At 41.7% G+C, this 15,198-nt stretch carries 12 protein-coding genes and 1 pseudogene (1 of these 13 running past the window's edge); 3 read left to right on the forward strand and 10 right to left on the reverse strand.

All coding sequences use genetic code 11. From position 1 onward, the window contains the following. From B2575_RS08690 to B2575_RS08715, 6 genes are all read right to left on the reverse strand, one after another. On the reverse strand, nucleotides 1–611 hold the 5' portion of the coding sequence (locus tag B2575_RS08690) for a DUF475 domain-containing protein (RefSeq protein WP_296241328.1). The gene continues 409 nt to the left of window position 1, outside the view; the window shows 611 of its 1,020 coding nt (coding positions 1–611); it begins with the start codon at nucleotides 609–611; its stop codon lies off the left edge, out of view. Nucleotides 612–885: 274 nt separating this feature from the next. Next, on the reverse strand, nucleotides 886–1,461 hold the full coding sequence (locus B2575_RS08695; RefSeq protein WP_055123872.1) for a TerD family protein: 576 nt from the start codon (nucleotides 1,459–1,461) through the stop codon (nucleotides 886–888). Nucleotides 1,462–1,747: 286 nt separating this feature from the next. Then, nucleotides 1,748–4,051, reverse strand: a complete 2,304-nt coding sequence (gene rlmKL, locus B2575_RS08700) for a bifunctional 23S rRNA (guanine(2069)-N(7))-methyltransferase RlmK/23S rRNA (guanine(2445)-N(2))-methyltransferase RlmL (RefSeq protein WP_296241335.1) — start codon at nucleotides 4,049–4,051, stop codon at nucleotides 1,748–1,750. 228 nt (nucleotides 4,052–4,279) lie between these two features. Continuing rightward, on the reverse strand, nucleotides 4,280–5,467 hold the full coding sequence (locus B2575_RS08705; protein ID WP_296241338.1) for a mechanosensitive ion channel family protein: 1,188 nt from the start codon (nucleotides 5,465–5,467) through the stop codon (nucleotides 4,280–4,282). A 115-nt stretch (nucleotides 5,468–5,582) separates the two neighbouring features. Next, on the reverse strand, nucleotides 5,583–7,079 hold the full coding sequence (locus tag B2575_RS08710; protein ID WP_296241339.1) for a dihydrolipoyl dehydrogenase: 1,497 nt from the start codon (nucleotides 7,077–7,079) through the stop codon (nucleotides 5,583–5,585). 196 nt (nucleotides 7,080–7,275) lie between these two features. Continuing rightward, a complete protein-coding gene (locus tag B2575_RS08715) occupies nucleotides 7,276–7,773 on the reverse strand; it encodes a peroxiredoxin (RefSeq protein ID WP_176392985.1) in 498 nt (165 codons plus the stop codon). A 250-nt stretch (nucleotides 7,774–8,023) separates the two neighbouring features. On the opposite strand from B2575_RS08715, the pseudogene B2575_RS08720 reads away from it, so the two are divergent. Together B2575_RS08720 and B2575_RS08725 are read left to right on the forward strand one after the other, a co-directional pair. After that, a pseudogene (locus B2575_RS08720) lies at nucleotides 8,024–8,559 on the forward strand (transposase); the annotation flags it as partial. Between the two features lie 152 nt (nucleotides 8,560–8,711). Further along, nucleotides 8,712–9,131 (forward strand): hypothetical protein, encoded by a 420-nt coding sequence (locus B2575_RS08725; protein WP_296241345.1) that lies wholly within the window; start codon nucleotides 8,712–8,714, stop codon nucleotides 9,129–9,131. A gap of 378 nt (nucleotides 9,132–9,509) precedes the next feature. Here B2575_RS08725 and B2575_RS08730 read toward each other — a convergent pair whose 3' ends face one another. Further along, nucleotides 9,510–9,839 (reverse strand): hypothetical protein, encoded by a 330-nt coding sequence (locus B2575_RS08730; RefSeq protein WP_296241348.1) that lies wholly within the window; start codon nucleotides 9,837–9,839, stop codon nucleotides 9,510–9,512. Between the two features lie 236 nt (nucleotides 9,840–10,075). Continuing rightward, a complete protein-coding gene (gene queC, locus B2575_RS08735) occupies nucleotides 10,076–10,792 on the reverse strand; it encodes a 7-cyano-7-deazaguanine synthase QueC (protein ID WP_167541684.1) in 717 nt (238 codons plus the stop codon). A 430-nt stretch (nucleotides 10,793–11,222) separates the two neighbouring features. Between queC and ttcA the strand changes: the two genes are divergently transcribed. Next, nucleotides 11,223–12,380 (forward strand): tRNA 2-thiocytidine(32) synthetase TtcA, encoded by a 1,158-nt coding sequence (ttcA, locus tag B2575_RS08740; protein WP_296241351.1) that lies wholly within the window; start codon nucleotides 11,223–11,225, stop codon nucleotides 12,378–12,380. 152 nt (nucleotides 12,381–12,532) lie between these two features. Here the strand turns inward: ttcA and B2575_RS08745 are convergent, their stop codons facing one another. Together B2575_RS08745 and ccoG are read right to left on the reverse strand one after the other, a co-directional pair. Next, nucleotides 12,533–13,114, reverse strand: coding sequence for a FixH family protein (locus B2575_RS08745; protein WP_087813718.1), 582 nt, complete (start codon nucleotides 13,112–13,114; stop codon nucleotides 12,533–12,535). Between the two features lie 335 nt (nucleotides 13,115–13,449). Then, nucleotides 13,450–14,859 carry a cytochrome c oxidase accessory protein CcoG gene (ccoG, locus tag B2575_RS08750; RefSeq protein ID WP_201502321.1) on the reverse strand — a complete coding sequence of 470 codons (1,410 nt, stop codon included), beginning with the start codon at nucleotides 14,857–14,859 and terminating at the stop codon, nucleotides 13,450–13,452. Nucleotides 14,860–15,198 lie beyond the last annotated feature (339 nt).

Below are 15,198 nucleotides of genomic sequence, written 5' to 3' on the forward strand. Positions count from 1 at the left end.
ACGCCAAGGTAAACTAAGATGCCCCATACGCCAGCGATTAGGACCGCAGCTGATTGCTCAGGCTTGGCAAATGATACGGCAATCATCAAGACGATAAGTGCGACAAACACGCTCATGGCATCGACTTTGCCTAATTTTGCCAGACGGCTCTCAAGCCAATCGAACCAGTGTACTTCTTTTTCATCAAAGATGAAGTTTAAGAAGACGAGCAATAAGAAAATACCGCCAAATGCTGAGATTTCGGCATGATGCGCCAATAGTCTGGCTGAGTATTCTTTAGGATCGTTCAATGCCAAATCTATAACTTGCATCATACCAAGATCAGCGGTAACCGCGACGATGACAATAGGGAATACCAAACGCATACCAAAGACGGCGATTAAAATACCTACCGTTAAAAATATCTTTTTCCAAAAATCGTCCCAGCCCTTAAGGACTGAGGCGTTGACCACCGCATTATCAAACGATAATGAAATCTCCATGACGGCCAAAATAGCGGTAATAGATAGGGTGGTTATCATACCGCCCATACCGCCATGTGAATATCCCCACCATGCCGCGACCGCTAGGGCGATGGCTGTGAAAATAAAGTCTAAATAAAAATGTCTCATGACACATCCTGTCTGGTTGCATAAAGCTAAGGTCGGCCTACTATAGGCGCAAACCACAAAAAAAGCGGTTATCGCTAACCACTTTTTTTGCATAATTCTAAACGAAACATAAAGCATTACTAGTCATTTAGCTATGAATAATTGTGACTATTTTGCAACCATATTTTACAGCCATTATCATTGCTAATGGTGAGTACAAATAGAGGGCTAATACTTGCTTTATATTTTGAGTTTAATGGTCATATAGTAGTCTAAGCATGAATAAGTTATCACATTAGATAACAACGCCATACTGTTGACACATGGCTTGCAAGCCGCCTGAATAGCCTTGACCAACGGCGCGGAATTTCCATTCACCGTTGTGACGATAGACTTCGCCAAATACCATTGCTGTTTCAACAGAGTAATCTTCTGCCAAATCAAAACGTACCACTTCAGTACCTGTCTCTTCATTCACGACACGAATAAAGGCATTGGCAACTTGACCAAAGTTTTGACTACGAGCCGCCGCATCATGAATAGTAACAGTGACGACAATTTTATCCACATCAGCTGGGACTTGGGTGAGGTTTACTTTGACGACTTCATCATCTCCATCACCTTCGCCAGTGCGGTTATCACCAGTATGCTCAACCGCGCCATTATCAGACTTAAGCTGGTTATAGAAAATGAAGTCATGGTCGCCGCGTACTTTACCTGCCGTATTCAGTAAAAACACACTGGCATCAAGATCAAACTCAGCACCAGAAGTTGCGCGTTCATCCCAACCTAGACCGATAAGTAACTTCGTTAAATTTGGGTCAGTCTTGGTGAGCGATAAGTTACCGCCTTTATTAAGTGATAATGCCATGGTGTTATCCTTGTTATTAGAGTGATTAAGGGTTTGATAGTTAAGTTATATAAATAAAAACAATCGCAATAGTGGGATTAAAGCGCTCGTAAATATACGCTTCACGGTTGCTTAGCTATTACTTAGCTATTACTTAGCTATTACTTAGTGACGCTCTATCATAGCAACAAAAAATGACCCAATCAAAGCCGATTGGGTCATTGTTATGTGTACGACAAGACTGACTATAAAAGATGGCGTCTAAATGCGGTAGTTAACCTTTATATCCATCTATAAACCTAAATTATCAACCCTGACGATGACGAATCTCAAAACTTTGATGAATAGGTTTTTTAATATCAAAATCAAAACCAATGGTTTTTTGCGTGATATCGACAATATCATAACGCTCAGTTAGCTGCTCATCGAGCTCAAAGCGGGTAAAGTTATTTGAAAAATACAAAATCCCGTCAGAGGTCAAGCGGTTCATCGCACGATTAATGAGGGCAGAGTGGTCGCGCTGCACATCAAAGGTACCTTGGAACTTTTTCGAATTTGAAAAAGTCGGTGGATCGATAAAGATGACATCAAATTGTTCAGTATTGTCTTTAATCCATTCAAAGATATCGGCTGCGACGAATTGATACTTATTGCGGCTAACGTCCAGACCATTCAATACAAAGTTTTGCTTGCCCCAGTCTAGATAGTTCTGTGACAAGTCAACGCTGGTGACTTTTTTCGCGCCAGCAAGCGCCGCATGCACACTTGCCGTACAGGTATAAGCAAATAAGTTCAGTACGGATTTATTACGACTGTTATCTTTGATACGGGCACGCATATTACGGTGATCAATGAACAAACCCGTATCTAAATAGTCCGTAAAGTTGACGTAAAAATAAGCACCATCTTCACGTGCAACATGAAATTTACCACGCTTTTCTGTGGTGTTCTGTTTGCTATATTGGTCATTACCAGACTGGCGTGCACGAGTCTTAATAAATATTTGTTCACGGTTAATACCAAAAACTTCACGAATACCCATTAATGCCAAGTTGAAGCGTTTTTTAGCCGTCTCAGGTGGAATGGTTTTTGGTGGCGCATATTCTTGCACGTGCACATAGTCGCCATATAAATCGACGGCGACTTTGAAGTCGGGCAAGTCAGCATTATAAACGCGCAAATTACTAACCTTGTCTTTTTTAGCCAACTTCTTCAGCTTGGACAGGTTTTTTTGCAAGCGGTTGATAAAGTCTTGTCCCTCTTCCACTTCAATCTCACGTTTTTCGAAGCGACTAACGAGATTGCCAGTTTGTCCCGCAATCAACGTGCCATAGCGGAAATAAACGGTGATAGCACCATTATGACAGCGTAAGGTTTTTGGTTCTTTGATAGGTAAGATATCAACTTGCTCAACATTAGATGCTAATATGCCAAGCATTGGATCGATGCCGCTACCAGCAAAGCTGTCTTGCAAAATAAGCCCAATCGCTTGGTACAATGGCTTAATCATCTCTTCGTCACCCAAACGCTCACCATAAGGTGGGTTGGTGATGATTAGAGGATTGCTTAAGCGACCGTCATCGACCAATGGCTTCAAAATAGTGCTCAGCTGGTCAAGCGCACGCGTCTCAAGATCGAGTAGTGGTAGTAAATCTTGCAAACCTGCGGCAATCAAGTTTTTCTCTGTCGCTAAAATCGCGCCGCTATCGGCATCAAAACCCAAAATCAGCGGTAATGTATCTGGTTGCTCATTAGCAATTGCTAAGGCTTCGCGAAAACGTGTCTGGGCATCATCGATCATCTGTTGCCATAACGTATCATCATGATGCTGCCATTGGTAAAAACCAAATTGATTGGCGGCTTTATCGATACCCACAGCATAATCGCAATGCATGAGTAGTGCTTCAATGATAAAGGTGCCAGACCCACACATTGGATCAATTAGCGCATTATAAAAAGGTGCATTACCAGCTTCATTTTTCTTGTGCCAGCCTGCACTATATAGTAGAGCCGCTGCCAAGTTTTCTTTGAGTGGCGCTTCAGTCATTGCCACACGATAACCACGGCGATGCAAACTGGTACCTGATAAATCCAAATACAGCTCAGCTTGCTTATCATTCACAGTTGCAAATATAGAAAAGTCTGGATTTTTACTATCGACGTTAGGACGGCTGTCATAAACTTCATTGAACGTATCTGCAATCGCATCTTTGATACGTAGCATCGCAAACTGTTGACTGACGGCGACACGCTTGTCGACCGACAGACGAATGGCAAAGGTTTGCTCTAAACTAAACTGCTCAATCCAATTGACCGATTTTGCCAAGCCATAAAGTTGCTCAGCCACATCGTATTCGGCATTGATGTTTTTGCGTTTAATGAGCATTAGTACCCGCGAGGCGACACGTGACCACAAACAAATGCTATATAAGTCACGCAAAGTACCAGTAACTGCCAGACGGCCTGTACTTTTGATTTCACTTGCAATACCAAAACTTGTCAGCTCAGTTTGGAGTGGTGCCTCAAGCCCATCGGCACAGGTGATAATAAGGTCAAGCGACAATTCTGGTGAAGCTGCTGTTAGAGGTGCGGGCGCGGTTGTTTCGGTCATACGGATACCTGTGGGCTAAATTGATAAGTAATGCACATCATAAAATAAGATGTTTAACCGCCAATTTTACCATAATTCAGGGCAGGATGGTTTAAAGTGGTGGTGTTTATCAAAGAGAGGTTCAGCAACGCTACCTTTCACAAAATCATGCTTATCATACTGAGGATGAAAATCTTGAGCCTAAAAATTGTGGAATAAATTGTCCAAGGGATAAATAATATAATGAGCTTATTTATCCGCTTTGCTCAGTGGTGGTGTTTCTGACACGACCTGCGTTGTAGTCGCAAAAGGTTTAGTGGCAATAGGATAATCCACGTCCTTTGGCATAAGCAGACGCATATGAGGATAAGGAGTAGAAATATTAGCGGCATCAAAGGCACGCTTGATATCTTCTTTTAGACCTTCTTTAATTTTGGGCATGCGCGCGACAGCAGCAGGCTTGACCCAAAAACGCACGATAAAGAACACTCCATACTCACCAATTTCATCCACGGTGGCCGAGGTTTCAGGACGGCTGAGTACCACATCGGTGTCAGTAAGCACCTGCAAAATTTCCTTGCGAGCAGTATCGATATCATCTTCAAAGGCGATACGCACACGAATATCGAAACGTATGAAGTTCTTGGAGGTTAAATTGGTCACCTCAGAGGAGGCAACGTTAGAGTTGGGAATAATGACGGTGATGTTGTCTCGCGTCAAAATATGGGTGGTGCGTAACGCAATGAGTACGACGCGACCCTCGTTGTCATTGATATGAATCCAGTCACCAACCTGAAAAGATTGTTCGAGTAAAATGGTAATACCTGCAATGAAATTAGCAAGCGTTGACTGGGCAGCAAAACCGACTGCCAAGCCCACAATCCCTAAACCTGCGACCAATGAGACGATATCGAAACCAAATTGCGCCATGACGCTGGCAAGTCCGAGTACCAATAGCAGCACTGACAAGATGTTTTGAAGCAGCTGCTCTATAGAAGCATTGAGACCATAATGCTGTAACACCTTATGGATAATCTGTCCAGATGACGCCCAAAGTACATAATAAATACCCGCCCATGTACTGGCTTTTGCAGTGGCTTTGATAGTCTCTGGCTCAAAGTAAATCTGGCTCATAATGGCAATCAAGCTGGCAACTATCCAGATATAACGCAAGACTGAACGGACAATCTTAGTACGGCGCTCATTCAGGCGGATTTTTGTCCTACTTTGCTTAAGGATGTAAATGGCAAGCCAATAAAAAAATCCCAACACTGCCAGCAGTATCAGGATTTTGATGGCAGTACTAGCGAGCTCTACCGCTTGAGACGACCAATCAAGTGACTCTTCATCGACAGAGCCGCCAAGCGCAAGGTAGAGGCTAGTATGCAGGTCACGAACAATCTCTTTAAAAAAATCAGTAATACTAGCGATTGCCATTTTTTGGTCCATGCAGAGTTTTTAAAGTACCTCAAGTCGTTAGTGCTACCAAACACAACATGAGTGATGATTAATACGGCACATCCTTGTTTTGAAAGTGTAGCTGAGCTGATGCTTAAAAGCTATCTTCCTGTGTGTCTTGGTACTGATAAGGTATTGCCATTTTGTGTTGAACATCGCGTAAGGCGGTACGTAAGCCCTCTAATATCGTAGGATGATAAAAAGGCGTATCGAGCATGGCCTTAACACTCAAATCATTGGTAATCGCTGCCGCTAAAATATGTCCAATATACTCGGCATCAGAACCCACCATACTAGCGCCTAAGATTCTATCAGTTTTTTTACAGCCATAGATATGTAGCAGACCACAGTTGACGCCCATCACGCGACTACGTCCTTGATTATCGAAGCTGACGCTACCGATGACATATTCTAAGCTTGTATCCTGCTGAATGTCTGGTAGAGACATGCCGACGTTAACGATTTGTGGTGAGCAAAACACAATCGAGAAGGGCGTGGCGGGCGGGCGAATATGAGCGGCGTCTTCATTCTCGCAGACCATACTTCCAGCGCTATAGCCTTCATCACTGGCCACATGCAATAGTGGGAGATTGGCGTTGGCATCACCAACGATATAGACATCTAAATCACCAATCTGACCTGTTTTTTTATTCAAGTGCTTTGGACGATCCTTATCATCAAGTTTAACGCCTAAATGTTCGACTCCCAGCGGTTTGATATTATTGCGGCGACCGGTCGCAACCAGTACATACTCACCTTGCCATTGTTGCGACTCTCCAGCACTGTCTTCATAGTCAATGAACGCGGCTGAATGGTCATTATCCGTGGCTGTTTGCACGCCGACATCGTTGATTTTGCTGCCCAAATGCATGGTTAATTCGCGGCTTAAGCAATCGATAGCTTTGTTATTGATATCATCGTCTTTGAGACCTGCAACACGTTTGACACGATTAAACAAAGTTACTTCTACGCCTAAGCGGTTAAAGGCTTGCGCAAGCTCTAATCCGATAGCACCTGTACCGACGACGGCCATTGTTTTTGGTAAATTTGTGAGCTCAAAGATCGTATCAGAGGTGAGTATGGCGTCACCAAGCTTATCTGCCCAGCCATCTGGGATAAATGGAGAGCTGCCCGTGGCGATAATGATTTTGTCAGCGGCAATCAGCTCATCATTGACTTCAATGAATCCTTGGTTATTGATATGAGCGCGTCCTGAGATTTTTTTGTGATCAGGCCAGCTATCTACTTGAGCTTTGATGTAGCTAGCAAAATGAGCACGCTCGTCCCGAACGCGTTGCATGACTTGCTTGCCATCTATCTGGACAGTGGCATGAACGCCAAATTCAGCAGAGTGATTGGCTTCATACGCGCGATCAGCGGCGGCAATCAATAGTTTGCTTGGCATACAGCCGACCGCAATACAAGTGGTCGTCCAGAATCCGTCATTAATAATAACAACATCATCATGGGTTTTACTGGCTTGACGAAAAGCATTTTGCCCAGCAGTACCTGCACCGATAACGGCAACAGATACTTGGCGAGTAGCTTTGGATGCTGTGTTATCCGCTGCAGTATCGGATTGTTTATTCATATGATTCTCAAGTTATAAGATGTTTATTATTCAGGGCTGTTTTTTAGATAATTTTTTTAAGAGATTCCTCTGATAAGAGATTGCTCTAAAAGATAGTCATTCAAAAACTACTTTTGGCCTCTGATATCCAGCGTTTATCGTAATGATTATTAGCGTCTATTCTAAAATTCTTTTTTATGACTCTTAGTTTTATTGGTTAAGGTGCTAAGGTTTCAAGCAAACGTTCAGTGTAGCCTTTGGCACGTAGATTTCGCTGAGCATGGGTCAGCTCGCCATCTTTGTTAAAAACGAACACTGAGCGGATCAGCCCTAATGTTATTTTGCCGTACATGTTTTTTTCTTTAATAACGTCAAAGTATTGGCATAATTTTTCGTCAGTATCGCTGATAAGGGCAATGTTTAAATCATATTTGGTGATGAATTTCTCGTGAGATTCAACACTATCACGTGAGACGCCGATAATGTCATAGCCTAAATCATCAAACTCATGGAGATGAGCAGTAAATTCGGTTGCTTGAGTGGTACAGCCTGGCGTACTATCTTTTGGATAAAAGTACAAAATAAGTCCTTTATCAGTATTGGCAATCATCTCTTTGAGATTGATTTCATCATGGATAAAGTTGCCGGCAAGCTTTCGTACTATCGTCACTGGAAAGTCAGGTAAGGTTAGGTTTTCTGTGGTTGGTTTTGCCATTATAAAATCCTTATTCGTTTTTGTTTATGTCAGTACTTATATCAGTACTTACTTCGATTGGTAATCTATGCTGTGTGCTTATTATAAGCAGATTAGCAGCGATTCATAATCAGTTTTACACTTTGCGCCTGTATTGACAACAAAAAAGACTGGCAATAGCCAGTATCTTTCACTTCTATTTATTCTGAGCTATGCTGAAGAAACCGTACACCTAAACTTGGTAAACTAACGACTCGATGAGGAGTTTACCATGACTAAGAAAATCAGAACTTACAGCACAGAATTCAAAGCTGAAGCCGTCAAGAAGATAGCGGACAACGATGGGAATATTTCAGCGACTGCAAAGCAGCTTGGTATCGCCATGCAGACTTTATCTAACTGGCATAACAAAGCCACTCAAGGCAAGCTTGAAGGGACTGAGCAGTACGATACACAGCTTATGGCCGTGATGGAAGAGAACAAGCGCCTCAAACGACAGCTTAAAGTGGCTGAAGAGGAACGAGAGATACTAAATGAGGAAGGATAAAGCGAAGCACTGTTTCGCCCCGATGCAAGATGAGAGCTATGCTCGAATGAGGCGACGGCGTACTTCGCCAAGCACAGCTAGTAAGGTATGCCTTTATAAAAACTAATAGACAGGTTTTTAGTATCGTCTCTATGTGCCGTGTACTAAGTATTAAGCCGTCAAGCTACTACGACTGGATCAATCGTGATATCAGCGACCAACAGATACATAATAACCATTGCGAGCTACTAGTTAGAGCCGCTCATAGTGAAAGTAAAGAACGTTAAGGGGAGTTTATGGAACATTACGCGCAAAGGAGTATATGTCTCGAATGAAAGATAGTTTTCTCATAATAACGATGCAAGCAATGAGGAGGCAGGAAGAAGCAAACTTGCCTAATGATTTAGATATCGTGTATTGTAGATTTATTTGAATGAAGCTGAGAGTAAACAATACAATGAAAGCATTAAACCACTTATTCACATTCATATCAGGCATTATAGTTTTAACAGTTTGTTCTTTGGGAATAGCAAGTGCCAATAATGAATATGCCATGGTTGCAGCCGAACCATCTAGTGCAGAAGCATACGCAAAAGCACAAGCATCAGGAAAAGTAGCTAGGGCAGAAGCATACGCGAAAGCAGACGCAGCCATTGCAAAAGCAAACGCAGCCATTGCAAAAGCAGAAATAGCTAGGACAGAAGAAAAAGCAGCTAGGGTAAAAGTAGAAGCAGCTAGGGCAGAAGCGGACGCAAAAGCACACGCAGCTTGGGTACAGTCCAGTGCAGAAGCAAAAGCAGATAGGGAGGTATCATTCAAGAGGATTGAGCTGAAGGAATTAAGAACACATTGAGCGACAGCTTATGCAGCGGTGCTAGCGACCTGATGCAAGTATGCAAGCAATAAGAAAGCGTTTGAAGTGGCATGAAAACCCTTATCGAAAACCTAAAGGCATGCACTATGAAACCTACAAGCGGCTATTCACTGAATATCACGATATAGAAGATTATTATATGAGCTGCTTAACTAAGTTTGATGGGGTTACTAGTGTTAAGAGAATGAAATAAGGGGAGTTTTTCGGAGTGCTATAAAAGGAGAGAAAGCTACAGGTAACTATAAAAATGGCTACCAATAGATATAGTATTTAATATATATGCAATAAAAACAATGGTTTAGGTATATACAAAAGACTGGCAATAGCCAGTCTTTTGTATATCAAACGAGATGTGTATTATGCTGGTTTTTGTGGTTGTTTTAAATCTAAGCCAACAGTGCATTGCTGCAAATCTTTTTGCATTTTTTTGACGTAAGGCAGTGCAGACGGATCTTTTTTATCTTGGGCATAACTTTCAATTTCCCACATCTGACCGATGGTCATGTTGCTACGCACGCCAATAGTGCAATTGCATAGTTTGGTCGCATCGCCTTTGTCAGCGACTTTATATTTGACCGCACCATTAACGCAGGTATTGATGTTATTTTGCTTAATATCGGCAGCGTTTGCTTGTGGCATCACAAAAATGGCAGCTAAAGCTAGGGGTAATAATGGCAACAACTTCATAAATATCCTCTTACGGGTAACATCAATTTTCTAAATTTTGTACTCAAAGTAAAGCAAAAGTACTCATAGTTCGTTGACTAATGTGGTTACTTATATCTTGTGATAAATGCAATCGCTCATACCATAACAAGTATGTGAGTTAAAATACAACGGCGGCGTGCTGTGTTAATGCAAGCGAATGTTTCGCTAATGTTGATTGCTATCACGCTTTCATGCAAGTGCAATCTCATCATTAACTAAGATTGATAATGGGTTGGGTCAGTGATGCCAGCCTGAGCAAAGCCTTGACGGCGTAGGGCACAGCTATCACATACACCGCAAGCAAGACCTTGTGCATCGGCTTGGTAGCAAGATATGGTTTGCCCATAATCGACGCCCAATGACAATCCAAGCTCAATGGTTTTTGCTTTTGACAGTTGCTGTAATGGCGTTTGAATGGATAAGTGATGACCGGTAACACCCGCTTTGGTGGCAAGATTGGCCATATGCTCGAAGGCGGCAATATACTCTGGACGACAGTCAGGGTAGCCTGAGTAATCGACTGAGCTGACGCCAATGACGATATGATTGGCATCGGTCACTTCAGCAACGGCTAGCGCATAAGACAAAAATATCGTATTACGCGCAGGCACATAGGTGTTGGGAATAGCGTCGTTATCGATCTCATCACGCTTTTTATTAGGGAACTTATCCGTATCGCCATCAGGAACAATCATACTGTGATCTGTCAGCGAAGAGCCACCAAGCTGAGCGATATCAATATCAATAATCCTGTGATTGACCTCGGCAGTCTCAGCGATGGCTTTTGCCGCGACCAGCTCACTATTGTGGCGTTGACCATAGTTAAAACTGACCGCAGTCACCGACGCATAACGTGCCTTGGCCCAATACAAACAAGTCACCGAATCAAGCCCGCCTGACAGTAGCACAACGGCATTTTGGCTTTTATGCAGAGCATTTAAGTCAGTATCGAAGGCTTGATTATTGGAGGCGCTTTGCGAAGTAACATTAGTCATAGTGGTATCTATTATTGGTTTGCGAAATGGGTTTGCGAAAAACGCCTATTTTAGCAAAAATACGCTCATTACAGAACCACGAAGCCATTATAAATACGATATGAAACCTTAATCAGCTCAAAAGAGAAATTTGTTTATAAAAGTGTGGAGCTATCAGCAGTGCTATGGTCGAATGTTCACCATACCTTAAGCTAAGCCATAAAAAAGACTGAATATTTAATCTGATAGTTGAATCTCATCTTTTCAATCTGTTAGCAAATTTTGTTATAATCGCTGCTTTTAGAGCCACTGTGCTATTACCTCCTTGCTAAAGGCTTTATCCTTCCATTTTTTAGCAAAATTCCCTTGTAAAGATATTGAGTAACTTATGACCGCAGCAACCTTGTTTACGCCACAAATTACGCCTGAAATCGATGATATGTCAGCTGATACAGGTTTGGATAATCATGCTTGGGACACTGATGGTGATAGCATGGAATATGAGGATGTTGCTGACGATCATACAAATGAAAACAGTATCGCCGCTGCACCGTCAACGTCTACTGAATCAGCAGAGTTCCGTAAACTGCAAAAGAAGCTGCGTAGACAAGTCTCTTGGGCGATTCGTGATTTTAATATGATCGAAGACGGCGATGTAGTGATGGTCTGTGTTTCAGGTGGTAAAGACAGCTATACCTTGCTGGATATTTTACTATTACTCAAGCGTATCGCCCCGATTAACTTTGATATCGTCGCGGTCAATCTCGATCAAAAGCAACCTGGATATCCTGAAGATATTTTGCCAGCGTATTTGAACGAGCAGGGCATTGCTCACTATATCTTAGAAAAAGACACTTATAGTATTGTTAAGAGCGTGGTGCCAGAAGGCAAAACTTATTGCTCGGCGTGTTCACGTCTGCGCCGCGGCTCATTATACGGTTTTGCTAAGCAGATTGGCGCAACCAAAATTGCGCTGGGTCATCATCGCGATGATATGTTGGCGACTTTCTTTTTGAATTTATTTCATGGCGGCACTCTTAAATCGATGCCACCGAAATTGCTCAGTGACGACAAGCAAAACCTACTTATTCGCCCATTGGCTTATGTCGAAGAAAAAGACATCATCGAATATGCTCGCTTAAAAGAATTTCCAATTATTCCATGTAATTTATGTGGCAGCCAAACCAACTTACAAAGAGCCATTATCAACGATATGTTGCGGGAATGGGATAATGCTCATCCGCAGCGTTTGGCCTCTATTTTTAAAGCCATGCAAAACGTCGCACCGTCACAACTAGCAGACCGTGAGCTATTCGATTTTGAGCAGTTAAGTCTTGATCGTGATGACAATGAACGTTTGTTTGAAGGGGATAATATCCAAGCAGGGCAGACCGAGAGCTTGGCTGAAATTGGCTTACCTGTATCGCCAAAAACTCAAGCGTTCAATCCGAAGTTTGATCGTAAGCTGCTTTCGACAGAGTCGGATAATTCAGCAGAAAACAAGCATACGAATCAGAAGATTCCAACAATAAATCCTGTTATTTGACAATTCGCTTATTCGATATTGTTAAATGACATTTATAAAAATAGCGTAAACTGTTAGTATAAAAAACCAGCTCATTATTGATAAATGGCTGGTTTCTTTATGTGTTAATAAATCAATTATTAATCATGCTTATAATAGCAAGATTGGTAAAATCAACTTTCTGCAAAAACAGGTAATGGGTCAAAGCTAACTTTTGAACGTGGTAATTTCGCCACATCTTGCATACGCCAGTCATCTTTACCATCACTACTTACTTGTAGATAATATTTTGCTTTTAAAGGATCTATATCTACCTGCGCACTGTATTTATTGCCCTCGACATGTTGAAGTACGACATCGTGATCTTTTTTGATGTCGGTTGCATGCGAGATAGACAGATCTAGTTTTTCAGGATAAGCCAAAGGATTACCATTCAGCAGTTTACCTGATTGCAGACTCTGTTCAGGATAATTTAGATAAAATACAACATCACCATTATCTGCAAACTGCATTTCGCCGTGCAAATCTAAGTCATAAGTCAGCTTGTCACGTGATACATCATGATAAAGCGTCTTACCATCCATATACCAGTCGTCACGTACCACGCTATCCCGAATTTGATAAGAGTAATAAACAAAAAAGATACAGGCCACTACGACAAATGCTGGCATGCCAATAACAAAAATAACCACCATGTAATTCTTATACCATGGCTGAGTATCTTGATGCTTAAAATTTGATGCTGGAGTAGACATAAAATACCTATTAATCAGATATCTGTTTATCAGATATCTATAAACTGTATCAATGGATAAGCTGACAACGAAACAGCTGCCAGTTTAATGATAAATCGTCCACCTGCTAGCCACTGACTCACAGGTGAAATATAGAATTATATACTAGGGCGCATCCTCAGTCTGAATGAAAGCACCTAAATGGATTAAAAATGGTTAAATTTTGCCAAACTACTGGTTAATAGCACGATGTTATCTGCACTACTTTCCCAGTTTAGCTGCCATTTATCTCATTTTTATTACCACTTTTAAAATGAGGACCCGCACTAGCTAAGCTATCAAGCGCTTATAAAAACCTACTGCCCTTGAGTAGTAAATACGTTTTGTTTACTGACTTTATACTGACCATCTTCACTGGTCACATTTAGGGTCACTGATGTTTGTTCAAAATCGATGACCTTAGGATCGCCATAAATACTCACAGGCATATCAAAGCTTTCACCTGCTTCTAATGGTACATCGTTGAATCGCAGCGCCAAGCTCAAACCTTCTTGTGGAGCAAGGGTTATTGTATAGGTATGCGGCTCTTGTGTTTTATTAGTCAGCTTGACGATATAGCTGTTTTCAATCATGCCTTGATTATTCACTGAAGACAACTGATTACGGTCACGGCGAATATCAATCTCTAACGGTACACGGTCCGTCAACGCATAAATAACGCCACCACATAAAATAGTAATAACGGCTAAATAAGCAAATAGACGTGGACTGATGACGCGGGTATTTTCTTTTTCTGACAACTGTCGTTCTGTTGTATAGCGGATAAGCCCACGTGGATAGCCGACTTTATCCATAATTTCATTACAAGCGTCAATACAAGCAGCACATTGGATGCAACCAACTTGCAAGCCATCTCGAATATCAATCCCAGTCGGACAAACCTGTACGCACATGGTACATTCGATACAATCCCCTAAATGTTCAGGATGGGTGCCTTTTTTACGTGCCCCGCGAGGTTCGCCACGTTCATAATCATAAGACACAACCAACGTATCTTTATCAAACATAACGCTCTGAAAACGACCATAAGGACAGATCTGTACGCACATCTGCTCGCGCATGTAGCCCGCATTGGCATAAGTGGCAAAGGTAAAGATAAACATTGATACCCATACCCATGTTGGCCAATCAGGAATAGGAATAAAACCAATGGTTTGCCAGCTTTGATATAAATAATCTGTTCCAGCGACATAACTGACAAAGGTTGCCGCGGTAATCACTGAAAATACCAACCAAATAAAATATATCAAAGAACGTTTAAAGGCTTTTTTTGCACTCATCGGTTCTTTATCAAACTTGATACGTTTGTTGCGATCGCCAATCACCCATTTTTCAACATATTGATAAAGATGTGTCCAAATCGTCTGAGGGCAGGCATAGCCACACCAAACACGCCCCGCATACACAGTCACCATGAATAAAGTGAATGCGGCAATAATCGCAAAGGCGGCAATGAAGTAAAAATCTTGGGTCAAAAAAGTCATGCCAAAAATATAGTAATGCTGCGAGGGAACATCAAGCCATATTGCTTGCCTACCATTATAACGTAACCACGGCAACAGCAGAAAAGCGGCTAAAAGTGCATACATCGTGACGACACGAATGTTTTGATAAAAACCGGTGACAAACCTAGGGTGAACTCGATGCTTGGTCGCATCAAGGTCAATTTGCTGTACAGGGATTTTATTGGGTTGTGGTGCTGACATAAACGTGCCTCTTTTAAAAAAGAATCAGTTTGCTGGCATGATGAACAAACATCTTTAATCATCAGATGTATGAGTGTGTGATGTTATCAATGTCAGTAAGTAGCGGATAAAATATTGAACAGAAAAATATTTTAACCCATCTACCAAATGATCGATTGCAAATAGCTTAATGAGAATGGATGACTATCTTCTAAATTCGCCACTAATAAGTGGTTTTTATGTATTATCATTTTAGCATTCTCCCTATTATAAATGGGGTAATAATCTTAAAAACCAATCAATATATCAGCATAATGATCGATATATTGGTCATGCTCTATGCAGTATTAAACTCCATTT

It is taken from the genome of Psychrobacter sp. UBA6739 (genome assembly GCF_002453835.1).
GTDB classification, from domain to species: domain Bacteria; phylum Pseudomonadota; class Gammaproteobacteria; order Pseudomonadales; family Moraxellaceae; genus Psychrobacter; species Psychrobacter immobilis_A.